21 protein-coding genes are annotated in these 25,496 nt (G+C 52.9%); 10 read left to right on the forward strand and 11 right to left on the reverse strand.

From position 1 onward, the window contains the following. Positions 1 to 92: 92 nt before the first annotated feature. From J0X12_RS11190 to J0X12_RS11205, 4 genes are all read left to right on the forward strand, one after another. On the forward strand, positions 93 to 656 hold the full coding sequence (locus J0X12_RS11190; RefSeq protein ID WP_207045685.1) for a DUF924 family protein: 564 nt from the start codon (positions 93 to 95) through the stop codon (positions 654 to 656). Positions 657 to 689: 33 nt separating this feature from the next. After that, on the forward strand, positions 690 to 1,454 hold the full coding sequence (locus J0X12_RS11195) for an SDR family NAD(P)-dependent oxidoreductase (protein WP_207045687.1): 765 nt from the start codon (positions 690 to 692) through the stop codon (positions 1,452 to 1,454). Between the two features lie 10 nt (positions 1,455 to 1,464). Then, the gene (locus J0X12_RS11200; RefSeq protein WP_207045689.1) at positions 1,465 to 2,301 is read left to right on the forward strand and encodes a trypsin-like serine peptidase; all 837 of its coding nucleotides are present in this window, start codon (positions 1,465 to 1,467) and stop codon (positions 2,299 to 2,301) included. A 152-nt stretch (positions 2,302 to 2,453) separates the two neighbouring features. Beyond that, positions 2,454 to 2,771, forward strand: coding sequence for a hypothetical protein (locus J0X12_RS11205; RefSeq protein WP_207045691.1), 318 nt, complete (start codon positions 2,454 to 2,456; stop codon positions 2,769 to 2,771). A gap of 6 nt (positions 2,772 to 2,777) precedes the next feature. Here J0X12_RS11205 and J0X12_RS11210 read toward each other — a convergent pair whose 3' ends face one another. The 4 genes from J0X12_RS11210 to J0X12_RS11225 are packed head-to-tail and all read right to left on the reverse strand — an operon-like array spanning position 2,778 to position 9,265. Beyond that, positions 2,778 to 4,841, reverse strand: a complete 2,064-nt coding sequence (locus tag J0X12_RS11210; protein ID WP_207045698.1) for an HD-GYP domain-containing protein — start codon at positions 4,839 to 4,841, stop codon at positions 2,778 to 2,780. After that, positions 4,834 to 5,550 (reverse strand): transglutaminase-like cysteine peptidase, encoded by a 717-nt coding sequence (locus J0X12_RS11215; protein WP_207045699.1) that lies wholly within the window; start codon positions 5,548 to 5,550, stop codon positions 4,834 to 4,836. The genes J0X12_RS11210 and J0X12_RS11215 overlap by 8 nt, the downstream gene beginning before the upstream one ends. Then, positions 5,550 to 6,878 (reverse strand): HlyD family type I secretion periplasmic adaptor subunit, encoded by a 1,329-nt coding sequence (locus J0X12_RS11220; protein WP_207045701.1) that lies wholly within the window; start codon positions 6,876 to 6,878, stop codon positions 5,550 to 5,552. Before J0X12_RS11220 ends, J0X12_RS11215 begins: the two co-directional genes overlap by 1 nt. A gap of 2 nt (positions 6,879 to 6,880) precedes the next feature. After that, complete coding sequence (locus J0X12_RS11225; RefSeq protein ID WP_207045703.1) at positions 6,881 to 9,265, reverse strand: type I secretion system permease/ATPase; 2,385 nt, start codon at positions 9,263 to 9,265, stop codon at positions 6,881 to 6,883. A gap of 793 nt (positions 9,266 to 10,058) precedes the next feature. Between J0X12_RS11225 and J0X12_RS11230 the strand changes: the two genes are divergently transcribed. After that, positions 10,059 to 11,402 (forward strand): TolC family outer membrane protein, encoded by a 1,344-nt coding sequence (locus J0X12_RS11230; RefSeq protein WP_207045704.1) that lies wholly within the window; start codon positions 10,059 to 10,061, stop codon positions 11,400 to 11,402. Positions 11,403 to 11,469: 67 nt separating this feature from the next. On the opposite strand, the gene J0X12_RS11235 is transcribed toward J0X12_RS11230, so the two are convergent. Beyond that, positions 11,470 to 12,132, reverse strand: a complete 663-nt coding sequence (locus J0X12_RS11235) for a transglutaminase-like cysteine peptidase (protein WP_207045707.1) — start codon at positions 12,130 to 12,132, stop codon at positions 11,470 to 11,472. A gap of 185 nt (positions 12,133 to 12,317) precedes the next feature. Between J0X12_RS11235 and J0X12_RS11240 the strand changes: the two genes are divergently transcribed. After that, positions 12,318 to 14,453 carry an HD domain-containing phosphohydrolase gene (locus J0X12_RS11240; RefSeq protein WP_207045709.1) on the forward strand — a complete coding sequence of 712 codons (2,136 nt, stop codon included), beginning with the start codon at positions 12,318 to 12,320 and terminating at the stop codon, positions 14,451 to 14,453. A gap of 11 nt (positions 14,454 to 14,464) precedes the next feature. Here J0X12_RS11240 and J0X12_RS11245 read toward each other — a convergent pair whose 3' ends face one another. Then, the gene (locus tag J0X12_RS11245) at positions 14,465 to 15,487 is read right to left on the reverse strand and encodes a DNA-binding response regulator (RefSeq protein ID WP_207045711.1); all 1,023 of its coding nucleotides are present in this window, start codon (positions 15,485 to 15,487) and stop codon (positions 14,465 to 14,467) included. A gap of 173 nt (positions 15,488 to 15,660) precedes the next feature. On the opposite strand from J0X12_RS11245, the gene J0X12_RS11250 reads away from it, so the two are divergent. Then, on the forward strand, positions 15,661 to 16,215 hold the full coding sequence (locus J0X12_RS11250; protein ID WP_207045713.1) for a pseudouridine synthase: 555 nt from the start codon (positions 15,661 to 15,663) through the stop codon (positions 16,213 to 16,215). A gap of 26 nt (positions 16,216 to 16,241) precedes the next feature. Here J0X12_RS11250 and J0X12_RS11255 read toward each other — a convergent pair whose 3' ends face one another. After that, positions 16,242 to 17,066, reverse strand: coding sequence for a universal stress protein (locus J0X12_RS11255; protein WP_207045715.1), 825 nt, complete (start codon positions 17,064 to 17,066; stop codon positions 16,242 to 16,244). A gap of 251 nt (positions 17,067 to 17,317) precedes the next feature. Here J0X12_RS11255 and J0X12_RS11260 point away from each other — a divergent pair, with 251 nt between their 5' ends. From J0X12_RS11260 to J0X12_RS11270, 3 genes are all read left to right on the forward strand, one after another. Continuing rightward, the gene (locus J0X12_RS11260) at positions 17,318 to 17,875 is read left to right on the forward strand and encodes a nitroreductase family protein (RefSeq protein WP_207045717.1); all 558 of its coding nucleotides are present in this window, start codon (positions 17,318 to 17,320) and stop codon (positions 17,873 to 17,875) included. Positions 17,876 to 17,930: 55 nt separating this feature from the next. Beyond that, entirely contained in the window at positions 17,931 to 18,839 is a 909-nt protein-coding gene (locus J0X12_RS11265; protein WP_207045719.1) for a glutathione S-transferase family protein, read from the forward strand. Positions 18,840 to 18,990: 151 nt separating this feature from the next. After that, the gene (locus J0X12_RS11270) at positions 18,991 to 19,599 is read left to right on the forward strand and encodes an OmpH/Skp family outer membrane protein (protein ID WP_207045729.1); all 609 of its coding nucleotides are present in this window, start codon (positions 18,991 to 18,993) and stop codon (positions 19,597 to 19,599) included. A 2-nt stretch (positions 19,600 to 19,601) separates the two neighbouring features. Here J0X12_RS11270 and add read toward each other — a convergent pair whose 3' ends face one another. From add to J0X12_RS11290, 4 genes are read right to left on the reverse strand one after another with little or no spacing between them, the layout of a single operon-like run. Beyond that, positions 19,602 to 20,567 carry an adenosine deaminase gene (gene add / locus J0X12_RS11275; protein WP_207045731.1) on the reverse strand — a complete coding sequence of 322 codons (966 nt, stop codon included), beginning with the start codon at positions 20,565 to 20,567 and terminating at the stop codon, positions 19,602 to 19,604. Positions 20,568 to 20,569: 2 nt separating this feature from the next. Next, positions 20,570 to 21,772 (reverse strand): phosphopentomutase, encoded by a 1,203-nt coding sequence (locus J0X12_RS11280; RefSeq protein WP_207045733.1) that lies wholly within the window; start codon positions 21,770 to 21,772, stop codon positions 20,570 to 20,572. Continuing rightward, positions 21,773 to 23,119 (reverse strand): thymidine phosphorylase, encoded by a 1,347-nt coding sequence (gene deoA, locus J0X12_RS11285; protein WP_207045735.1) that lies wholly within the window; start codon positions 23,117 to 23,119, stop codon positions 21,773 to 21,775. Beyond that, positions 23,109 to 25,493, reverse strand: coding sequence for an aldehyde dehydrogenase family protein (locus J0X12_RS11290; RefSeq protein WP_207045737.1), 2,385 nt, complete (start codon positions 25,491 to 25,493; stop codon positions 23,109 to 23,111). The genes deoA and J0X12_RS11290 overlap by 11 nt, the downstream gene beginning before the upstream one ends. Positions 25,494 to 25,496: the final 3 nt, after the last annotated feature.

Here is a 25,496-nt window from a genome sequence, read left to right on the forward strand (position 1 = left end):
ACCTTGTCACGGTAAGCGGCAATCTATAAGTTTCGCGAATGCGCAATAATTACTCGATGCGATCGATTAGCAAGAGTTGAGAGAGGATACCCATGGACCGAATTCAGGAAATTCTCGATTTTTGGTTTTTACCAGAGAACCACGCGGACTACGGCAAACCACGGAAGGTCTGGTTTCAGAAGGATGCGGATTTTGACGCGGAAATTCGAAGCCGGTTCCTTGATGATTTCGAGAATGCAGAAGCTGGACGCTATCTTGACTGGGCAGAAAGCGCGCGCGGATCCCTTGCTTTAATTATCTTGTTTGACCAGTTTACACGCAACATGTTTCGGGTGTCACCCCGCGCCTTTGCGGCGGATGGTAAGGCGAGGGAGATTGCCCGGCATATGCTGTCACGCGGGTTTTATGATGAACTCAATACGACGCAAAAGCAGTTTGCAGCTCTGCCGTTTGAGCATAGCGAGGATATTGAGGACCAGAAATTGTCGCTCCGTCTGTTCAAGCAACTTGGGTCGGATGAACTGGTTGATTATGCTGAAAGGCACTATGACATCATTGAAAAATTCGGAAGATTTCCGCATCGGAACAAGCAGCTGAACCGGCAAAGCACCAAAGAAGAAGAAGCGTTCTTAAAAAAACCCAATTCTTCATTTTAAACATCAACCGTATTTAATCGAACGGGAAATTAAATGAGTCAGTTATCAGATCAGGTTATAATTGTCACCGGAGCCAGCCGTGGGATCGGTGCGGCGGCCGCACTCGAACTCGCGAGGAACGGGGCGAAACTTTGCCTGAGTGCGCGTTCCGCCAGTTCCTGTAGCGGTATTCTTGAGCAGATTAAGAATGCCGGCGGTGAAGCATTTGCCGCAAGCTGCGATGTGTCCGACTATGCCGCTGTAGAAAAAATGATAGCGGAAACGCTGGACCGCTATGGCCGGATTGATGCGTTGATCAACAACGCCGGGATAGTCGATCCGATTGGCGAGATTGCAACGAGTGAACCGGAGGCCTGGGCCCGGAATATTTCAATCAATCTTGTCGGTGTTTACAACGGAACACGTGCAGTGCTGCCGCATTTCCTCAACCAGAATGCTGGTGTCATCATCAATATCAGTTCCGGTGCAGCCCATGGTCCCATGGAAGGATGGAGTGCTTATTGTTCCGGCAAGGCCGGCGTCTATATGATGACCCGGGCGACGGCGCTGGAAACAGGTGAAAAGGGCGTTCGCGTCTATGGTTTTGCGCCGGGCGTCGTCGATACTGATATGCAGGGTACAATCCGCGCCTCCGGCATTAATGTCGTGAGCAAGATTCCACGTGAAGATCTTGCCCCTGCTGAAGATCCTGCGAAGGCTATTGCCTGGCTGTGTAGTGAGGACGCCAGCGACCTGGCCGGGCAGGAGTTGTCAATACGGGACGAAACCCTTCGCAAAAGGATCGGGCTTTCCGTTTAAGGATGCATTGATGAAGCCATTTCTTGGGTATGTAGGGGATTGGCTTTCAACAGTAATGCGCCTTTGCGTTCTTCTCCCTCTTGCTGTGCTCCTTACTCCAGATGTTGCCCGTGCCGATATGGCGGTTCCGGCAAAAGTACTGAAGGTTCCCGGAATCAAGGGGGAAGACAATCGCGTGCGGGTCAGGATCACGGATTATCCGTGGCGCATGATCGGGCGGTTAAACCGCAATGGCAGTCATTGCACGGGTATTCTTGTCGGGCCGTCATCGGTGCTGACGGCGGCCCATTGCTTCTGGGACAAGCGGCAAAACAAGTGGTCAATCCCAAGTGCATTTCATTTTGTTGTTGGCTATGAGAAGGGCGAGGTGAAGGCGCATACAAAAATTGCGAGCTTCGAACTGGCGAATGGCCGGCCACCCACGGTGACAACGAAAAAGCCGGTCCTGGAAAATGATTGGGCGATTGCGCAGCTGGAAAAGCCATTGGGAAAGCAATTCGGGTTTGCAGCGGTAGAAGACATAAATCTTCTCAAGATAAGGGAAATTCTCTCCACAGGCTCCGTTATTGTCCAGGCTGGTTATAGCAGGGATATTGCGCATATATTGACGGCGGATGAAGACTGTAAAATCAGTGGAATCCAACAGAGCAAAATGGGCTTTCTTTTGCGGCACCAGTGCGACGCAACCCAGGGGGATTCAGGCTCCCCTCTCTTTTTATATGATGGCAAAAATTATTCCCTCATAGGCATTCACGTCGCCACATTTTCAAGCTCGAATGGGGTAACAGAGGGAATAGCTGTTTCTCTTGATATGTTTGGTGATCGTGTTTCTCAACTGCCAAAGTAGCAAAAAAAATAAAATTTTATGAAAATACGGCGAAATTTATTGTAATCTACCTCAAATGGGGGATGAATCACGTCTTACCAATGGATAGAGTAGCTGGGAAATAACCAAGGAATACAATATCCAGCCTTGGGGACGCAGGGGTTGTAGCGATCATGAGTGACAAACAAACAGATGAAATCCAGCTGGTCGAAGATGATCAGGCTGTGTCCGAAAATAGCGAGACAGCGGATCTGGCGTTTCTAGAGCTGGACGAAAGTGGCGTTGTCGACCTTGATGCTTTGTTTGATGCATTGAATATCGCGGCAGAAGAGAATAGCGGCTCTATGGACTTTGTCGAAGGCGGTGGCGGAGATTTCGGGACTCTGAAAATCTCAGGCACCGACCTAATCCTAGGCAATGCCGCATCCGATGATTTGCCGGATGCGACTGATTTACTCTTGAAAAGCAATATTGTCTCTGACGAGTCGTAAAGTCGTTTAAGTCTTTTTGCTTTTCTCGATATTGGCCTTGAAATTGGCACCTATTTCCGTCTCGAAAAAGCGCAACATAGCGTCAACAACCTCCGGATCGTATTTTTCCGGATTGTTTTTGAACACGCGAAGTGCCTCGTCGACGCTGATGGAATCACGATAGGACCGAGGCGAAATGCGGGCAATCAGGATATCCGCCATCCCGAGAATGCGGGCCGGCATATCTATTTCATCTCCTGTCAGGCCTCTTGGATAGCCGCTTCCGTCAAGATGCTCGTTAATCTGCGTGACGGCATCAAGGACTTCCTGCTCCACATCCGCGTTCGCCAAAATCTTTTCAGCGATCAGAACATGTTTCTGCATCACCTTCTGTTCTTTCTCGGTCAGCCGCACTTCCTTTTCCCTGATTTCACGGGGAATGGAAATTTTGCCGATCTGTGAAAGATGTGCGCCGGTGTTGATTATTTTAATCACTTCCGGCGGCAGTCCCATCTCTACCGATATGTGATTGCTAAGCTGTGCCATTCGGACGGAATGATCCGAAAGATAAGGGTCATTAGCCTCCAGCATCTGGGAAAGAACCGTCATGGCTTTACGGTCCATCTCCTCTTTACGGCGCTGGAACTTCACATAGTCAGTAATGTCACTGCTGACAGTGACAATGCCCAAAAATGCGCCGTCCTCATTGACGAAACGGGATTTGGCAACCCGCAAGATCCGTATGCCATCGACCGTTTCAATCTCAACAAAAGCGTTAACCGTCTGCTCCGTTGCAATGGCCTTGCGATCATGCTCGGCAAGTTCACGGGCGGCCTTATCGCCGAACAGGTCGCGATCGGTCTTGCCGGGAATTGCCCGAAGCGGATAATCCGCAATACGGGCGAGGGACGGGTTGGCATAGATATATCGTCCCTCGGGATCGGTCAGGCCGATAAGTTCATCGATCGTATTGTTGATGCTGCCCAGGAGCCGCCGTTGCGCGTTTATCTGGGCGGCAAATTCCTTGTACTGATGGGCGAGCGCGCGGGCGTTTTGACCTTTAAGGATCAGCCAGATTACTACGAGTATGGTGAAAACAATAATCAGGAAACTGACGGCCAGACCGATCACAAACAGTGCGTAAGTCCGTAACGGCGCCAGAGCTTCCGAACTTGAAATTTGCTGAAAGACGACGAAGCTCGTGTTCGGGACCAGGGCACCGGATGAGTACAGGCTTTCCCCATTCTCTCTGGATATTTCCTGAAAGCCGATTGCACCCGGCATAAGCTGCGACTCTTCCTTGGCTGCAATATAGGGAGGCTTCAGAGGAAAAAGCTCATAAAATTTGCCGTCTACTTTCTGATATAGCCGTGTCATATCGGGTTGGTTGTTGTAGAGGGGCGCATTCAGCAGCTCAGCAAGGGGTTCTGACGCCGGCACAGTGACAAGTAAGACACCAACAGTATCTAATTTGCTACTTCCGGGATCACTTTGGGCCGCGTGAATAGGTAAGATAAAATCAAAAACGAGGCCGGTTTCGCTTGCCCGGAGCGGCGAGAAGGTGATTTCCGTCTTTTCATATTGCGCCTGAGCAGTCGAACGCTGAGCGTCCGTCAGGGCCGGGGCGTCACCCGAAGCCAGATAGGCGCGACCATCCTTGCCAATGAGATAGGCCCCGATAAGGCCGGTCTGGTTCACAAAATTCGAAAATGCATTCTGCATATACGGGAGCTGTTCGCTTAACGACGCTGGTAGCTTCCCACCTCCAACAAGATTAATTTCCGTAGTGAAAAGCTGGAAAAGATCATTGTCCGCAATCCGGTTGGCATTCTCGATTTCCCCGGCGAGCCAGGTTCCCATCACTTGTGCTTTCCCGGAGGCACTGACGTCCAGCCGCTTTTGTAGCTCTCCAACCATCTCCAGTTTCCGGGACTGGATTGCATAATCACAAAGGAAGTATCCCAGGATTGCGAAGACAGCGAGAAAAAGCGCGGCAATTTTCCACGGCGCTTTCACGATTAATCCGCTGTCATTGGGGGCGCCGTCGGAGAGAAATGTATTAAGGTCGAGCTTTGCCGTCGTGTCAGTCATTAGTATTACTCCCTGCGGCATCTTGGGCGGTCAGGAAATCAATCGGTATATGCGCCCATCTCGTGTTCTCGTTTACGGAATAGAGAGGGACATAATAATTCACGAAGCGTTCTTCCAGAATTGTGTCGTTCAGGCTGTCGAGAACATAACGTTTTCCTTGCTGTGAAACACTTAACACCGCATGTACTTTATTGCGCAGCACATCATTCGCAATAACGATCCGCATGGAGTCCGGGTCAAACCCAAGCTCTTTAAGGCTTATGTATTTCATAACGGCGAAATCCTTTGATCCGCCACCGTTAGACAGAAATTCAAGGGGCGACGCCCAAGGACTTCCGGGGCTGGCTTCCACGTCGTCGGGAATGTATTTCCAGCCATTGAGGAAGCGGTTAATCTCCTGCATCTGAATACGCTTGGGCGAGCGTTGCAATTCGGCGATCTTTGTGCGCCACAGGGTCATCTGCTGCGACTGACAATCCTCGATCCGGTCATCACATTTGGACGCTGCATTCGCGAGCAATGGAAAGCTTGCCTTGACCTTGAGCCAGTGAGGGAGTGCGGCAAGATTATCCGACGAGATTTCGACGAGGCCGAAAAGTCCCTTCTCGGTGACTTCCGCGCGGGCGGAGATGGCGGTCGCCGGGCCAAGCAGAAAAAGCCCCGCCAGCAAGAGGGCCGTTGTACGCCTGAATATCAACAGTTGTTTCATCAGCGTTCCCTCAAGGCTGTATCCCGCGTTTTCAGAATAGGTTTCAGAATATAATCGAGCACCGTTTTCTGTCCTGTCAGGATATCGACAGAGGCAACCATACCCGGAATTATCGGGTATGAATTCTCCCCGCGTTTCAGGAAGTTCTGATCCGTACGGACAATAATCTGGTAGTAGCTTTCGCCGGTTTTTTCATCGACGATCGTATCCGCGCTGATCCGCTCCAGCCGGGCCGGTAATCCGCCATATATAGAATAGTCATAGGCCGTGATCTTGACCGTCGCTTCCTGACCAGGCCTTAGAAAGGCTATGTCAGCGGGGCGGATATTTGCTTCCACCAGGAGCGAGTCATCGATAGGCACGATTTCAATAATATCCTGACCCGGCTTGACGACGCCGCCAATGGTCTGAATTTTCACGTCCTTCACTTCGCCGGTTACGGGAGATCGGACATCCGTACGGGCAACGCGGTCCTTGACCCCCAAAATCGCCTGTCGGGCGGCCTCATATTCCGCGCGAGTCTGGCTGAGCTCCTGTGATGCCATGCTTTTGAAGCTGAGTATTTTTTCCTCAATTCTCTGATTGGCTTCCTTAAGGGCGCCTTCAACACGTGGCTTGGAAAGCTCCGAGGCGGAAATCTGCCCTCTCAGTTCATTGATTTCACGACGCAATTTAAGGGAATCGACTTTTGGGACGATCCCTTTTTTGACGAGCGGTGCCGTGATTTCCATTTCCTCGTTGGCCAGGTCAAGGCTTGCGCGCAATTGCCGTAGCCGCCCGTTAATCTCTGCAATTTCCTGGCTGCGCTGCTGTGCCTGCTGACGCAGGATCTGGATCTGTGATTGCAGTTCCGCCTGACGGGCGTTGAACAGATTTTGCTCGCGGACGGAAATGTCTTTACGCTCCGCCAGAAGCTCGGCGGGGAAGGTAAGCGGCTCTCCTGTCGCCTCGGCCTCGAGCCGGGAAATGCGCCCCATCAGGTTAAGATAATTTGATTCAATTTCACCGGCGCGCGAGGCGTACCCGGTATCATCAATCCGCAGCAGGACCTGGCCCTTTTCGACAATATCGCCTTCATGGACCAGCAATTCCCGCAAAATACCACCTTCTAGGTTCTGGATTATCTGCACCTGGCTGGAGGGGATAACCTTTCCGTCGCCGCGGGTAACTTCATCGAGAACGGCGTTTTTCGCCCAGATGAACCCAACAACGAAAAAGGCGATAATACCAAATAGTAACAGGAAAGAACGCGGATGAGGGCCCTGCACCTTGGCCGCCACGACATCCGACGCAAAATCCGTGTCATCCCATTTCAAGTTTGTTGTCATTGTCAGTCTCCCGGTCCGTTCCGCTGCGGCTTCGAAACACTTGCCGAGACTGTTTTAGAGGACGAATTTCCGGTCTGCCCCAGTTTCAGAATTTCATCCCGCGGTCCATCGGCTGCGATCCTGCCATTGCCGAGAACAATGATCCGGTCCACCAGTGAGAAGAGGGAGGTGCGGTGCGTCACAAGAAGTACGGTCTTTCCCTGTATATAGTCTTGTAGGCGGCTTATCAGACGACGTTCGGAATTGATGTCCATTGCGCTGGTCGGTTCATCAAGCATCAGGATGGGCGGATTGGGAAGGAACGCCCGCGCGAGACCTATAGTCTGCCGTTGCCCACCGGACATGGTTGCTCCCTTTTCGCCGACATGCAGGTCATATCCATGTGGGTGCGTTGATATGAAATCATGAACGCCGGAGAGCTTCGCAGCGTTCAGGATCATCTCATCATCAGCTTGCGGATGGCCCATTGTGATATTCTGGCGAACGGTGGCCTGAAACAGGGTGATGTCCTGCATGACACTGCCAATACTCCGGCGGATATCAGACGGATCGATCTGCCGGATATCCGTGCCATCAATAAGAACGGCTCCTTCATCCGGTTCATATAGATTTATGAGCAGCCGTGAAATCGTTGTCTTTCCTGATCCGACAGGCCCGATTATTCCGACCTTTTCGCCGGCCCGGATCTTGAAGGACACATTATTGAGGGCGGGGATGTCCGTTCCCGGATACTTGAAGGTGACATCCTTGAACTCGATGTCCCCCTGGATATTCGGGCGGCTGAGTTGGCGCTTTTCCGCGCCCCGTTCGACCGGTAGGGACATGATGTGATTAAGTCCCTTCAGGGCGACCATGGCTTGATTGAGGCGGGTAAGCAGGCCGGCAATCTGGCCAAGCGGCGCCATAGTCCGACCGGTCAGAATGGTGCAGGCAATCAGGGCGCCAACCGTAATGGTCGAATCCGGCTCACCCATCAGAATGACGCCATAGACAACGACACCAACGGTTACAAGCTGCATGGCAGCTGCGGAAAGATTGATGCCAAGACCGGCAAAGAAACGGGCAGCTACACTTGTTTGCGCGGTCTTTCCGACAAAGCGTTCCCATTCCTTCTGCATATGTCCCTCAATTCCCATGCTTTTAACGGTATCGAGGGCAGAAATAGTTTCAACGATAACCCCGTGCTTCTGAGCCGCCTCTTCTGAGGTTTTTGAAACGGCGCGACGCATGGGCCACTGGAGGAACAGGCCAATAAGCAGGACGACCGGTACGGCAACCGCGGGAATGATAAAGAGCGGACCGCCAATCAGGTATATGATGAACAGGAAAATCGCGAGAAAGGGCAGGTCAACGAGAGCCGTCACCGTCACGGAGGTAAAGAAATCCCGTAGGGTTTCGAATTCGCGCAGATGATTGGCAAATGCACCCGCGGAGGCGGGGCGTGCCTTTACCTGCAAATTAAGTACCTGCTCGAATATACGGCTCGAGAGGAGAACATCCGCCCGTTTGCCCGCATTGTCGACGAAATAGGCCCGCAATGATTTGAGTATCAGGTCAAAGGCAATCACGGTAATGACGCCTATTGCCAGCACCCACAATGTCTCAATCGCGCGGTTGGGGACAACCCGGTCATAGACATTCATAATGAAAAGTGGGCTTGCCAGCGCGAAACTGTTGATCAGAAACGCAGCGATTATGACCTGAAGATAGGTCGGCCAGAACTGCCACATTGTCCCCCAAAACCAGGAGCCGGGCCGGTCCATCAGTTTTTCGTCTTTATCTACCCGGTACTTAAAACTTGGGCGGGTCAGGATGGCGTAACCCGCGTAGGCAGCTTCCAGATCCGATAATGGCAGGCTGTCGGAGCCTTCCCCGGTTTCCGGGAAAATGACCTTCGCATTTCCGCCTTCCCGTGACAGTAGAATGCAGGCCCGTCGATCATTCAACAGAATGACGCAGGGCAGAACAACATCGGGTATCTTATCAAGCTTGCGGTTTGTGATGCGTGCACTGATACCAACACGTTCCGCCGCCCGAATAAACAGTGATGGTGTCAGCTTGTTATCTTCCAGGGGAAGTCCATAAATCAATGCATCCGGGGTTCGCGGATCATCGAAAAGCTTTGTCAGGGCTGATAGACAACCAAGAAGGGGGTCCTGATCGGCACGGGTGATTTCAGAAAGACTGACTTGCCAGTTTCCTTTGCTTTCAGCTTTCGCCCGGGCGACAGGCTCAGGGTTGTCACTCAGGTTTGCAGTAGCAGGTTTAGCTTGTATGTCTGTTTTCAAATTAGTGTCTCTTGTCTTTTGATCACCACTGTTGGTGACGAATAGGTCGTCCGCCGCCTTGGTCGTGAGTGGTAAGGGATTGCGTGACTTCTCACTCACCGACCTGTCCTCATCATTTGTCTATTTCCAGCCGGACCAATAAGTTTATTGTGTCTGGGGCATCTATCTCTCGTCCGGGAAACGGGACTGCAGCGTTCCCATTTGTTTTTAACCATTACCATATCCACGCTTTCCCGTTTGACTTTCGCCCGCAATTTCGGCGATTTCATGTTGCGATCGGGAATTGATTGCAGCCGAGCAGCATTCCCCTGATTTTCGTCACACTACTTGTTTAGTGCATTCGCACGTTTGATTGCGCTAGACGGATCAATTGCCTAATCTGCTATTCAACGCTTATTTTGTGAAAATGCGGTTAACATATTGGCTAAAAAGTAGTTCTCAAAAGTAAGTAAGTCTGGCTTGTTTGCGTGATTCAACAATTTGTTACTCCCCAAGGCTGAAAGCAGCGCTGCGCCAAATATATAAGTATAATTGCGGGGTTTCTGCCGAATATTCAACAAAAATTAACCATAAATGGCGGAGAACTCAGGATATCGATGTGTCTTGCATATTTTGCAGCTTAGGGCACTTGCGTTCGTGAGGGGGGTTAATAGTGGCCGCTAACGGGGGGAATGCGCGCTGTCGGCTTGTTGTAATTATAACACAGGCTGTTGTGCCGCCCGCGAAATTTTAAGTGTTCTCATCTATATAGAGTTGATTGTCAACTGGAAGAGAGCTTAGATTACCAGCATATTAAAAAGAGTTTTGGATGGATGTTTTGCTCTGGCATTACGCAATCAGGCGGGTTCAAAGTTTTCGTCGAAATGCAAAACAGACACAGTGGGAGAGGGGCATGAAGCTTAGAAACAGTGCTGGAAAGTCAATGAATGTGCTTTCCGCCAGTATTCTAACGGCTGTTTTCGGAAGTTTTCTCGCGGTGGGGGCCGCACAAGCCGAAACATTAACGGAAGCTGTTCAACAGACAGTTTCGACCTATCCAGAAATTGCCGAGGCATCGGCCAATCGCCGTGCAATCGATCAGGAATTGAAGCAGGCCGAGGGACTTTATCTCCCGTCGCTCGATCTTGAAGCCGGGATCGGTTACGAATGGACTGACACGGTCACCATTGATAACGAGGATTTGCGGCGCACGGAATCGAGCCTTCTGCTGGTGCAGACACTTTATGATGGCGGGTTTCGGAGTGCAGAAGTAGATAGGCAGGGCAGCCGGGTTGACAGTGCCGCTTATCGGGTGCGGGAACGTGCTGAGGCCATTGCCCTTGACGCGGTGCGTTCGTATCTTGATACACTCCGCAGCCTCGAGATTGTTGAACTGGCGAAGGAAAATGTTGAAAAGCATCGCCGGACCCTTAACGAAATACAGGATCGGGTGAGAGCCGGGCAAAGCGGTATCGGCGATGACCAACAGGCACTTGCGCGTCTAGCTGCGGCAGAAGATACGCTTGTCGAAACCATGCGGGCGCTGGACGATGCGGAAATCACGTATCAGAGAGTTGTGGGGGTACAGCCCACCAATCTGGTTCTTCCTGAATTCAGCGATGGCGTTCTTCCGGACAATATCGACGACATCGTCGCAATTGCACTTGATAGCAATCCCGATATCAAATTCGCTTCTTCAGATATAAAGACGTCTGACGCGGAAATCCGGGCAACACAGGCCAGCTATTATCCGACGGTCAATCTTGAAGTCGGCGCCTCAGCGGATAATAATCTCGACGGCGTTGAAGGTCATAATGACGATTTCCTCGCGATGGTTCGGTTGCGCTACAACCTTTACAGAGGGGGTATCGACGAGGGCCGTGAGAAGGAAGCTGTCGCGCGCAAAGCAGAAACAGAACAACGCAAGCGCCGGTTCGAACGGCTTGTAGAAGAAGAGGTTCGCCGCAGTTGGAGCTCTCTGGCCCGTTCAGAGGCTCGTGCGGAAGTCCTCGCAGCGGCTGTTGTCGCCAACACCGAGGTTGCATCGACTTACAAACAGGAATTTGAAATCGGTCAACGGGATTTGCTGGACCTGCTCGATGCGGACAATGAGCTTTTTAATTCGCGCACGTCGCTGGTGACAGTCCAGTATTCTGTCAGATTTGCAAAATATCGCCTGCTCGCCACCATGGGCCGACTGAATTCGACGCTAGGTATAGACCTTCCGGCAGAAGCTACGCCAATGGAAAAAGGCTGACACCTCTTTAAGAATTAAATGAAAGCCGCGCCTGAAGCCAGAGCGCGGCTTTTTTATTCTTGCAGGGTTATCGCTTGTGACGCCACCAGCCCATTTCGTTGACAGAATAGATTGGACGGTAGTGGCGAATGCGGGTTGCTTCGACAACCTGGCCAATCTGGTTGTCGAGCACTAGGTTCCGGCCTTCGTACTTTACGACCAGTATGGCATGTGCGACGCCGAGATTAATGTCCTGCAATACAACAATTTTCATATCTTCGGCGGGCCATCCGAGAGCGCGCAACGTAAAGTATTTGACGATCGCGTAGTCTTCGCAATCACCAAATCGGGCGAAAAACTCTTTCGGGATTTCCCAGTAATCGCGGACACCCCAATTGACTGGATCGAGAATATAGCGGAAGAGGTTCATATGCCGGTTGACTTTTTCAAGCTGCTCTTCTTTCGGCAGGAGGCGCCATTCCTCGATCAGGGCGAGCCATTTTTGATGAGCGCATCGATTATATTTTCCTGACACGCAATCGCCTGGTCTGTCCTTGTAGGTTGCAAGAACCTTTCGCCATTTGGGAAAGGGCTTGAGCCCGGAATAGGGGGTTGCTTTATAGCCGAACAGGTCGCCTGCCTTTGCCTCTGCGAAAGAAGGCATTGCAACAACGGAGCAGGCAAGAATAAGCGCCACGAAAATCGCGGTAAATCGGGATCTTGCTCCAGTCATCGGGTTGGTTTTTGTCATCTATTCTAAAAGCTTCCTGCGAAGGGTGACATTATGGACAATAAATCGTTAACAAAGACTGAGCAGGACATCTAATGTCGTTGCACAGTTGTGTCATTTTTGCGTAAGTTTAAGTCGGTGATTTACCTATCTTAAAGAGTTTCCAGGCATTCTGCCTCTAAGTGGAATATATAACCGGGGCATTTATGTCGGATAATCAAATAGACGGTTCAGGAAAAAAAAGCACTTACAAAGCGCTATCAATTGGCGTGCTGCTGCTTGTCGCCGTCATGATTGTCGGCATTTGGGGAACCTTTAAGTTCGTTGAGGAGCAGCGGTTGCGGGACCTCCGGAACTGGGAGGTTCGTCTCGGCATTGTTGCTGATAGCCGCGCGGCAAGCGTAGACGACTGGTTGCGCAAGCAGGAACAGGCAATCGGAACTCTCGCCACGAATGCATCCTTGCAGGTATATCTGACCCAGCTGGTTATCGAGACCGCGGAAAATGGCAATTCCATCGCGGAGGTGCCCGAGGCGGGTTACCTTATCAACTTGCTGAATAACCAGGCTGTTATCAGCGGATTCTGGGAACCGGAAGAGCCCCAAATCCGGGCGAATGTGGCGCGACCGGGCCGGGCTGGCATAGGATTGACGGACGCAACCGGGAAACTTCTGGTTTCTAGCGGCAACATGCCCCCGATGAACCCGACAATACGGGCCGCTATGGCGAAGGCCGGGGATGGTGAGCCGGCACTTGTTGACTTGTACGAGGGAATAAATGGTGACCCGACAATGGGGTTTGTCTGGCCGATATATGCCGTACAGGATGAAGGTAGCCCCAAGGACATAATCGGATATGTCATTGGCCTCAGGACGGTGGAAACATCCCTGTTCCCCCTTTTATTCCAGCCGGGTGATACCTTGCAGTCCGCTGAAAATTATCTTGTCCGCCGGGATGGCAATCTTGTGCAGTATATTTCCCCGCTTGCGGACGGCACCCTGGCGCTCGCGCGCAAGTTAAGTGCGCAGAACGACCTGGCGGCGGCATTCGTGATCGAGAATCCGGGCGGATTTGCAATTGCATCTAATTATCTCGGAAGCAGGGTTCTGGTGACAGGTCGTGCGCTGACGACCGCGCCCTGGTTCCTTGTTCGGACGGTTTCGGAGAAGGAAGCGTTGGCCGAGACGGATCAGCGTCTTTCAACGATGCTCGGGATCTTCTTGTTATTGATATTTGCGGTTGCGGGAACGGTCGTTGCTGTATGGCGGCATGGCACGTCCATTCGTGCTGCTGAACTCGCCGTGCGTTATCGGGAAATGGCGGAACAGTTAAAAGAGCGAAGTGAATTTCTTAAAATCGTGACGGATCAGCAACCGACGTCCATTGCGGTTTTCGATGCAGAAGACAAATACACCTTCGCCAACAGTGTTGCCGCAGAGGGCCTGGAAATATCGCAAGATGAGATGATTGGAAAGAAGGCAGCGAGCGTTCTGGGGCCGGAGCAGGCCAGGGAAATCATCGAAATGACGAACCTTGTACGCCTTGATTATGAGCCGCGTTCGTCAATTAGCCGCCTGAAGGCCTCTGATGCGGGAGAGGCCGACCGGGTGATTAAATCTGATTTTGTCCCATTGCGGTCAACGCGGGTGAACAGCAAGGAAGTTCTCACTGTTTTCCAGGATATTTCTGAAGTCGTGATCGCGCAGGAACGCCGCGAGGCTGTGTTGCGGGATCTGGTTTCCACACTGGTGGCCTTTGTTGACCGCCGCGATCCGTATTCGGCTGACCAGTCCCGCCGGGTTGCGATAGTCGCGGCGGCAATCGCCCAGGAAATGGGCGCATCGGAAGATCTGGTGCGGACAGTCGATATCGCGGGCAATCTCATGAACATCGGCAAGATACTCGTTCCACCGGAGCTTCTGACCAAGACGAAAAACCTGACCAAGAAAGAGATGGAGATTATCCGCAACAGCCTGTTTGCCAGTGCGGACCTGTTGGAAGATGTTGAGTTTGACCTGCCGGTTGCAAACACACTCCGTCAATTGCAGGAAAATTTTGATGGGAGCGGTCAGCCAAACGGCTTGGTAGGCACGGAGATCAGTGAGTCAGCCCGGATTATCGCTGTGGCAAACGCCTTCGTTGGAATGGTTAGCCCGCGTGCTTACAGGAGTGCCCTCAGCTTCAGCGCGGCGGTAAAATACTTGCTGGAAGATGCCGATGTGCGGTTTGACCGGCGTATGGTGAGCGCGCTGATTAATTATCTGGAAAACCGCGGCGGACGCGAAAACTGGAAATATTTCTCTGAATACAAAGATGCGGATCCCGAGGAAAGCGGGACGTAAACCCAAATTCCCTAAAGGAGGCTGGTCGCCTGAAGGGCCGCGGGGCCGGTCAGGATGAGCTTAACGACTTCGCTTTGCCGGCTGGTGTCGGTTTTTCTGAATATTTGACGGAGTTGGGAGCGAACCGTATGCATGCTGACCCCCCATTCTTCAGCGAGGTCATCCAGCTTGTAGCCATTTGTCAGCCCGAGAGCCAGCCGCCCTTCTGCCGGTGTCAGTCCATAAAGTTTGCAAATTGAGTCAACGGACAGGTCAACCGGTTCGGCGGGATCGGACACGAAAAGAACCGCCCCCTTGCCTGCCACACCGGTCCCGATTGGGGCGACCATGACATTTAACGGGTAGTCACTTTCCATCCGGGTCAGTGAAATTGCAAAATCACCTTCCGATTTATTCTCGTCACTTGGGGACAGGGTGTCGGCCAACAGCTTGGCGAGGGCCCGGCTTTCGCCCGGCAGCGTTGCACGGCATACCCGATCAGAGCCAACCACCAGACCATCACCCTGTTCGAGATAACGTTTCGCCTTGCCATTGAAAAACAGGATTTTTGAATCGGCGGTTACCAGAATGACACCAATGGGAAGCCGGTTCAGCACCGCGGTCGCTGAATCGAGAAGTGGTGCGGTTTCCGCGCTTCGCTGGTGCCCCTGATGACGTTGTATGGCGTTGAGCAGGCTTCGCGAAATACCATCAGTCGTGAGCTGACTTTTAATGAGATAGTCTTGGGCTCCCAGACGAATGGCATCACGACCTACCTTTTCGTCGTCGCCGGTAAGTACGACAACCGGTATCAGCGGAATTTTCTCACCGAGGAGGGACACCGCATTGATCCGGTCTTCCGTGCTTTCTGTCAGATCGAGGATAATCACCTCGCCTTGCTGGTCACGGCCAGTGTTTACAAAGCTGTCAAGGCAGGCGACATGCTCGAATGAAAACTGTGCATTCGACGCGTTGGACAACAGCCAACTTAGCTGTTGGGCATCCTCTTCCTTTTGTCCGATAAAGCGAACAGTGGCGGTAGAATTTTCGTCCATCGAATACGGTTTTCCGACTTGATTGGTTGGTTTCCTTGACATGGGTGTCGAAGATACGACATGTAGGATCGCCAAAATTACCTAAAATTTTGATAATCTGTCAAAATATATGCAATTGAACCTACAGTAGCTTTTGTACGTCAGACAACTTTTAATCCGGTTCCCTAAATCAAATGCCAAGATATATCGCTTTTTACAAGCCCTACGGTGTGCTCAGTCAATTTACGGGTGAGAAAGATCAGAGAACCCTGGCCGAATTTTCGTTGCCGGAAAAGGTATATGCCGCGGGTCGTCTCGATAAGGACAGCGAGGGATTGCTTTTGCTTAGTGATGACGGACCCTTTATCAAAAAGCTTTTGGATCCTGAAAATGGTCACGAGAGGGTATACTGGGCGGAGGTGGAGGGAGTCCCTGACAAATCAGCCCTTGCCGAGCTGGCCGGCGGCGTGGTGTTCAAGGGTTATCGGTCAAAGCCCTGCCTTGTATCGCGTATTACACCGCAGCCCGACGTTGTACCACGCGATCCACCGGTTCGTTTTCGAAAGGCGATTCCAACCTGCTGGATTGAATTAACGCTGACGGAGGGCAAGAACAGGCAAGTCAGGCGGATGACCGCGGCCATTGGTCATCCGACACTGCGACTAATCCGGAAAAGGATCGGCAAGCTTGCTCTTGCCGATCTTGCGCCCGGTATGTGGCAGGATGTGCAGAAAAGAGATATATTCTGACCTCGATTCATCCAATAGCTGTACGTCTAGTGTGCGAACAGGACCGGGGCCGTCATATGTTCAAGAACAGTCTTGGTCACGCCGCCCAGAATCATTTCACGTAGCCGACTGTGCCCATAGGCCCCAAGAACCAGCATGTTTCCGCTGTAATCGACAAGGGAGTCCAAAATGGCATCCCCAACGCCAATGTCGGGCCAATGGCCAGATTTGAAGTCGGCTTTGATGCCATGACGGCCGAGATGAGCAACAACATGTTCCGCTTCATAAGTTTCATCCTCGGTCGCATTGACACGCAGCAGGGTGACTTTTTCCGCCTTTTTCAGAAATGGAAGGGACTCATGCAGCGCGATGGAGGATTCACGGGTGTTGTTCCAGCCAACGATAACATGGGTTCCGAAGTTGCTGTAATTCCCGGCAAACGGAATAATCAGCACGGGGCGAGGGGAACTGACAACAATCTCCTCGGCGATATAGCGAGTTTGCGCATTATTCTCCGCTTCCGGATCTCCTTGCCCTACCACGACAAGGTCGACGGAAAGGGCATGCTCATTGAGCAGGTCCGGCGCATATCCTTCCTCTATAACGACCTCGACCGACCGTTTGACTTTAGCAGCCTGGCTTTCGAACCTGGCTTTTGCTTCGGCCGCATTTTTCTCGTCGACCTTGCGGGATTGCTCGATGAATTCCGGTGGAACGTATCCCATAAATGAGGTCGGGACAGTTACCTGGGCAATCGTATATAACCCGATTACATGAGCGTCATGTTCGACAGCCAGACCGAGAGCGACCTCTATCCGGGCATCCAGTTGCGAATCATTATTTAAATGTAGCAATATTGTTTTGATAGACATTGCGCTCTCCCTTTCCTTTGTTCTGAACGAATTTTCGTTATTGTGGTCGGCTTTTTGTTTAGCGGCATTGATTTGAGACAAACCGGAATCCTCGCCGTCTCTAACTATAAGAACCGTATATGATAGATAATGTATGAACAGTTGTGGTGGATAACAACCGGTTAAATCATACGGCATAGGCAGGTCGTATGTTCTCTGTTATGAATGACAGCCGAATTATAGTTACGACCAGATATAAGGAATTTCGTTATATGGATGCCATAGAAGCATTGGTAACGCGTAAATCCTCGGCGAAGCTGACGACACCGGCGCCGGGAAAGGAAGACCTCAAGATCATGATGCAGGCAGCCGTTCGCGCGCCTGATCATTGCCGACTCCGCCCGTGGCGCTTTATCGTGGTCGAAGGCGACGCGCGGGAAAAGCTCGGGGGCATTTTTGAGGAAGCCCTCAAGGCGCGTGACCCCGACGCAACGGAAGCGATGCTTCAAAAGGAGAGGGGGAAGCCTTTACGGGCACCAATGGTCATCGTCGTGATTGCCAGGATAGAGGAGCATCCCAAGGTGCCGAAGGTGGAACAGATACTCTCTGCGGGGGCAGCCGCGCAGAATATTATGCTCGCGGCGCATGCGCTGGGATATGCGGGCATCTGGCGAACCGGCAAGACTTGTTTCGATCCAAAGGTTAATGCCGCCCTTGGTGCGTCGGAAACAGATCAGATCGTCGGCTTTCTATATTTGGGGACAGCGGAACGGATGCCAATTCTGCCAGATGAGTCGGTTGATGAGTATGTCGAAATCTGGGACGGGTAAGTGTTAAACGATTACCTGAACGATAAAGACAGCATAACAATGGGAGGAAAATAAAATGTCGGACCTGATTTTTCATCACTATGATGCATCGCCCTTTGCCGAGAAAGTCAGGACGATATTGGGCTTTAAGGGGCTGAGCTGGCAGTCTGTTCAAATCCCGCGCATGATGCCGAAACCGGAACTCACGCCGCTTACCGGTGGCTATAGAAAGACGCCGGTTATGCAATTTGGCGCCCATATCTACTGCGATACGCAAATCATCATACGTGAATTGGAAAACCGGTTCCCGTCCCCCACGTTATTTCCGGGCGACAGCCAGTTCCTCGGCTGGGGCACGAGTTTCTGGACAGACAAACTGCTGTTCGGGACAGCGGCTGCGATAGTTTTCGGGACCTTTGGCGAGCAAATGCCGGCGGAATTTGTCCAGGACAGAGTGGAATATTCTGGCGGGAGCATAAACATTGAAAAGATGAAAGCGGCGTTGCCCGTTTCTCTTCAGCAGTTCGCGGCGATGATGGATTGGGCGGAACAGGGACTGGCTGACGGGAGAGATTACTTGCTCGGCCAGGACGCGAGCCTTGTCGATTTCAATCTTTACTATACGATTTGGTTTGCAGGCCGTGCACCGGCGGCCAAGGAAATTCTGACCGAATTTCCGAACCTTAACGCATGGGCGGGGAGAATTGTAGCGTTCGGCAAAGGCTATCCTTCGGAGATGAGCGCCGCAGATGCATTGGTAATTGCGCAGAAGGATAATGTTTCTGCGTATAGTGGTAGTATTGGGGTAAATGAGGATAAAAAGGCAGGAGAGCAAGTGACCGTGATGCCAAATGACACCGGGCGGACACCTGTTACAGGCGAGTTGGTTACACTCAATCGTCGTGAGATCGCCATTCGCCACAAAAATGAGACGGTAGACGAGGTAATTATACATTTCCCACGCGCAGGATTTATCGTGAGATAAGGATTATGGAAATGGCAAAATCACAGTTTTGCCTTTTTCCCTGCTTATTTCCCGTATTCTGAGTATATGATCTGGTCATGACGGTTCTGGATTTATTTAACCGGCAATGTTATGAAGCAGAAGTGAAATCCCCATTTTTCCGGAGAGACCATTGACAAAAATAATTCGGGCGTTTGCTATTGGGCTTGTTTTTTCCGCTGTTGCTTTGACGCAGAATTTGCAAGGGCCAACTCTAGCGTATGCTCAAGCCAAAATACCGGAAGCGGTCGTTGCCATTGTGGATATCAATCAAATCCTGCAGGCGTCGGAACCCTCCAAGAAAGCTGAGGAAAATGTCAAAGCTCTTCTTAAAGCCAGGGTGGATGAACTGAACAAACGCGGTGACGCACTTCTCGCCGAGAAAGAGGCCCTTGATAAGCAGCGGGCCATCCTGTCGCCGGACGCGTACCAGAAAAAACTATCGGAACTGAATGTCCAGCGGCAAAATCTGCAACGCGAGTTTCAGGTCATTAACGGAAAAATGAACGAAGTGCTTGTCGGCATTCGTTTGCGATTTCGTGAGATCATTGTCCGAATTGCTGCGGATGTGAGTAAGGAAAAGGGCGTCAATCTCGGCATTGATAGAGCCAAGACAGTTTTCTTCAATCCGGGCATGGACATCACAGAAGAGGTCCTGAAAAGGTTTAACAAGGCGGATCCGAAAGTCGACATCAAGCTTGATGATGCGGCGCAGGGCGCGGCACCCGCGAAGAAGAACTGAGTCTAGATTTTTGCGAGCAGTTCTTCTTTCAGTGCATCGTCGCAGAAGGCGGCGCGAATTGCATTTCGGGTAATATTCTCAAGATCTGTATCGGATAAGCGGTAATTTCGGGCCGCTTCATCATATTCGTGGCCGATAGAAGTCGCGAAGTATGGCGGGTCATCCGAATTAAGCGTCACGATACAACCCGCCTCCATCAGGGCTTTAAACGGGTGCGCGCGCCTGTCCTTGTAAAGGCCCGTCGCGATATTGCTTCCGGGGCTCAGTTCCAGTGGTATGCCCCGATCCGCAAGTTCTGTCATTAAGGCAGAGTCTTCGATCGCCCGCACGCCATGCCCTAATCGGCTGACGGGTAAGTTTTCCAGGCTGGCGCGTATGCTCTCCGGTCCACCGAATTCCCCGGCGTGGTTTGTTGTCTTGTATCCCGCTTCGCTCGCAAGATTAAAGGCCGGCGCGAAGTCTTTCGGGTGGAACTGTGCCTCATCGCCGCCCATGCCAAACCCTACGACATAAGGATGAGGGGTGGCGACGAACTGCTGCGCGACATTCAGGGCGCGTTCAGGCCCGAAGTGCCGGACACAAGTGACAATAATCCGCCCGACAATACCAAATTCCTTCTTCGCGTCATCGATTCCGGCGGCAATTCCGCCCAGATGTTCCACATAACTCATCCCGACGTCGGCGGCATGATCGGGAGAGGAAAACATCTCGACGTAAATCGCCTCCTCCTGCGCGCATCGTGCAAGATAGTCATAGGTGACCAGCCGGTAATCGTCCTTGGTCAGGATCGTGGCGGCGGCCTTGTCATAGCATCTAAGAAAATCCCAGAAATCAGTCCAGGCGAATTCGCCGTCCGACTTGAACGTCTTCGGATCCAGGGGCGCACCATTCTGTGCCGCCATTTTGCGTACCAGAGCGGGGGTTGCCGTCCCCTCCAGATGCACATGCAGTTCCGCTTTTTTGACCATGACTAATTGAGAAAGCCGGTGCCGTTGTCGAGCGGCGTGAGGCCGAGATGCTCGGCAATGCTTTGGCCGATATCGGCGAATGTCTCACGCTCCCCGATCGGGCCAGCAGGAATTTCCGGTCCGAAGGCAATTATCGGCACGACTTCACGGGTGTGATCTGTTCCCGGCCATGTCGGATCGCAGCCATGATCCGCCGTAAGGATGACAAGGTCGCCGCGCTTCAAGGACGCGCGTAACTCCGGCAGGCGGGCGTCGAATTCCTCCAGTGCCTGGGCATATCCCGCAATATTTCTCCGGTGCCCGAACGACTGATCGAAATCCACAAGATTGGTAAAGATCAGGCTGCCGTCCTCCGCGCGTTTCATCGCCTCAAGTGTTGCATCCATCAACGCCATATTCCCGGCGGCCTTCACAATTTCACCGGTGCCCTGATGTGCAAAGATGTCTCCAATTTTCCCGATAGAGATCACCTGGTGCCCCGACTTCGAGAGTTTGTCCAGCAACGTCAGGGAAGGAGGGAGGACGGCAAGATCCTTGCGGTTCGAGGTCCTCGTAAATTCTCCATTATCGCCGACAAAGGGCCGGGCGATGACGCGGCCAATACCCAGCGGGTCAACTAGTTCCCGGGCGATATCGCACAAGGCATAGAGGCGGTCGAGGCCGAACGTTTCTTCATGCGCGGCAATCTGAAAAACGCTGTCGGCAGACGTATAAATAATTGGTTTGCCGGTTTTCATATGCTCATCGCCCAGTCGCTCGATTATCTCGGTGCCCGAGGCGTGACAACTCCCCAGAATGCCGGGCAGATTCCCGCGATCAATCAGGGCGTCTGTCAGGTCTTTCGGGAAACACGGAACGGTTTTCGGGAAATATCCCCAGTCGAACAACACCGGTACACCCGCCATTTCCCAATGGCCGGACGGTGTGTCCTTGCCCTTGCTCAGCTCTTGCGCGACACCGTAGAGCCCCTCGAACTTGCCACCCTCACTGGGCTGACCGGCATAATCGCCATGTGCCGCAAACAATCCGAGCTTTGTAAGATTGGGCAGATTGAGCGGACCCGACCGTTCGGGTGAGTCGGCGCGCCCTGCTGCCGCCGCCTCGATAATATGGCCGAAAGTATCGGCACCCACATCCCCAAAGGCCTCCGCGTCACGGGCGGCGCCCAGTCCAAAGCTATCCAGAACGATCAGAACGGCGCGCATCTACAAATCCTCCTTAGTGAGACGAGTACGCACAGCGGCGGATACTGCGGGTGGCTCCTCGCTGAGGGTGATGGCATTTAAAATCCGCTTTTCCGCCCGCGCCGCATCCGCATCATTGCGGGCGATAATTGTCGCGATCGGGTTTCGTGGGCCCAGCTTCGCACCCAGCCTGGCAATATTGGTGAGACCAACGCCATAGTCGATCTTGTCCGACGCCTTATGCCGCCCACCACCGAGGTCCATGACGGCAACGCCCATTTCCCGGACATTCAGGGCACCTAAATATCCGCGTTTTGGAGCGATCACATCCCGCCGGATCGGCGCGAGCGGGAGATGGTCGTCCATATTCGTCATCAGATCCTTCGGCCCGCCAAGCGCCACGATCATCTGCGCGAATTTTTCGGCGGCCGTGCCGCTCCCGAGGGCGCCTTTTACGGCATGCGGTGCCGTGGCTTCATCAGCGATCCCGGCGATGACCAGCATTTCAGTTGCCAGTGCCGTCACTACATCCAGAAGCCTTTGATCCACATTCCGACCCATCAGAAAATCAATGGTTTCCCGGACCTCAATCGCATTTCCCGCCGTTTTTCCAAGCACCTCATTCATATCGGTCAGCACTGCCGATGTCGGCATGCCGGCGCCATTGGCGACCGTGACAATGCTCCGGGCGAGATCCACAGCGTCATCGAAATCCTCCTTGAATGCACCCGAGCCGAATTTGACATCCATCACCAGGGCATCCAGCCCTGCCGCCAGCTTTTTGGAAAGAATGGAGGCTGTGATTAGGGGAATGGATTCCACTGTCGCCGTAACATCGCGGATCGCATATAATCGCTTATCTGCGGGGGCTAGGTCGTCCGTCTGGCCGATAATCGCGCAACCTATATGCCGGACGGTCCTGGTGAGCAGCTCCGGATCGGGCGCAGTATTGTATCCCGGCACGCTATCAAGCTTATCGAGAGTGCCACCCGTATGGCCGAGACCGCGGCCGGAAATCATAGGGACAGCGCCGCCACAGGCCGCAACGATTGGCGCGAGCATCAGGCTTACCTTGTCACCGACGCCACCCGTGGAATGCTTGTCAACCACCGGGCGGCCAAGGTCTGCCGTCGACCAGTCCATCACATGGCCCGAATGAACCATCGCACGGGTCAGCGCCACGCGCTCGTCCATGGTCATGCCCTGAAAGAAGATGGCCATGGCGAAGGCCGCAATTTGGCCTTCCGAGATCGACTGATCCGTAAGGCCTCGCACCATAAAGAGTATTTCCGCGTCGGTCAGAACCGCCCCGTCGCGTTTCCGGCGGATGATTTCCTGCGGAAAGAATTCTGCCGTTCTATTCGCCATAAGGGATCCAGATATTCTTGATTTGTGTTGCGTGATGCAGAAATTCCCGGCCCTCACCTTCGGTGATATTGAACCAGTCCCGCACCTTGCCGTTATTGACCCAGGTTCGCTTCATATTCCCGGTCGAGGCGGCTTCAACAAGCTTGCTGCCGTCAAGGGGGCCGAAATACCAGACGGATTTCACGTCATCATGCTCGGCAAGGGTTTTCGCCAGACTGTCACGCGGACCCGTAATAATATTCATTGCGCCTGCGGGCACGTCGGATGTTTCCAGAACCTGATAAAAATCGGTGGCCGCGAGAGGGTGCCGCTCCGACGCGATAAGAACAATACGGTTGCCCATGGCAAGGGCAGGGGCCGCGAGCGAAATCATGGAGAGAAGCGGCGCTTCATCCGGGCAGACAATGCCGAGAGTTCCAATCGGTTCCTTCATGGCGAGCGTTACCCCGCGCATAGGTGGGGAATGCACCGCGCTTTCATATTTGTCCGTCCAGGCACCATAGGAAAACAGCCGCTGGATCGTGGCGTCAACTTCCGCTTGCGCCTTCTTTGCACTGACGCCGGTCATGATTTTGAGGCGATCCGCAAACTCAGCTTTCCGGATGTCCAGATTTTCTGCGAGATAATAAAGCACCTGCGCGCGGTTATGGCTGCTCGCCTTGGACCAGCCGGTCGCCTTGCGCGCGGCTTCTACTGCATTTCGGATATCCTTGCGATTGCCTTCCCCTACGTCGCCGATTTTTTCGCCCTTTGCGGAAAAGGCCGGCATGCTGTAACCGGAATCCGGTCTCGCCTGCTTGCCGCCGATATAGAGCTTTGGTGTTCGGTCGAGGTTGGCAAGTGAGGCGCTGCTCCCATAGTCTTTGTGCATTGACGCTTTTGTTTCTTTATATGGCGGCAATTTCGAGAGGAATTTCGGCTTCAAGACCTCCTTCATGCCTTCATGGCCACCTTCACGCCCATAGCCGGACTCGCGATTGCCACCAAAGCCGCAGGCCGCATCGAACTGGTTGGTGGTATTCACCCAGACAACACCGCAATCGAGCTTTGGCGCTACATCCAGCGCGAGGTTGATATTCTCGCTCCAGACCGACGCCGCGAGCCCATAGCGGGTGTTATTGGCAATGGCGACGGCCTCATCCGGGGTACGGAACGTCATGGAGACGATGACGGGCCCGAAAATTTCCTCCTGCGCGACCGTTGATGCAGGGGCAACATCGCTAATCAGGGTTGGTGGATAGAAGCAACCGCCTTCCGGTAGGTCGCATTTCGGTTGCCAGACAGTGCCCCCCTCTGCCGCCCCCTTCTTGACCAGATTTTTAATGGTAGCGAGCTGTGTGGGATCGACAATCGCGCCCATATCGATGGATTTATCGAGCGGGTCGCCAATCCTTAAAGCCTCCATCCTCTTCTGGAGCTTTGCCGTCATTCTCTCGGCAATGCCTTCCTGTAACAACAGGCGCGATCCGGCGCAGCAGACCTGCCCCTGATTGAACCAGATGGCATCCACGACACCTTCCACCGTGCTGTCGATATCTGCATCGTCGAACACGATAAAGGGAGACTTGCCGCCAAGTTCCAGCGTGAGATGTTTGCCGCTGCCGGCGGTTGCCTTGCGGATCAGACGGCCAACTTCCGTCGACCCGGTGAAGGCGATCTTGTCGATATCGGGATGCTTGACCAGCGCCTCGCCGGTTGCGCCGTCTCCTGTCACGATATTGACGACGCCGTCCGGCAGGCCGACGTCTTTACAGATTTCGGCAAAGCAAAGCGCGGTGAGTGATGTATATTCCGCAGGTTTCAGGATAACCGTGTTCCCGGCGGCAATCGCCGGGGCAATTTTCCAGGCAAGCATCAGGAGGGGGAAGTTCCAGGGGATAATCTGGCCGATCACGCCCATGGGCTCGAAATCACCGAATTCCTGATCCTGCAATTGTGCCCATCCGGCATGATGATAGAAATGACGCGCGACGAGCGGCATGTCGATATCCCGGGTCTCTCGCACCGGCTTGCCATTATCGAGCGTTTCAAGGACAGCAAGCAAGCGGGAATTACGCTGGATCGCGCGGGCGAGGGCATAGAGATATCTCGCGCGGGCGGGACCTCCGAGTGTACTCCATCCTTTTTGGGCCGCACGGGCCGCCGAAACGGCTGCATCGATATCCTTCGCATTGCCCGCCGCGATTTTGGCAAGCGCCTTGCCAGTTGCAGGGTTGCGGCTTTCGAACCAGTTTTTCGATTTTGGCTTGATCCAGTCGCCATTTATAAAAAGGTCAAACTTACCCTTGCGCTCCGCAATCCATTGAAGAGCGGCGGCGTTGCTTTCCGGCGCTGGCCCGTAGTCCATATTGTCGAATATTTCTGCAATGCTCATGGT

The sequence above is a fragment of the Sneathiella sedimenti genome (genome assembly GCF_017313765.1).
GTDB classification, from domain to species: Bacteria; Pseudomonadota; Alphaproteobacteria; order Sneathiellales; family Sneathiellaceae; genus Sneathiella; species Sneathiella sedimenti.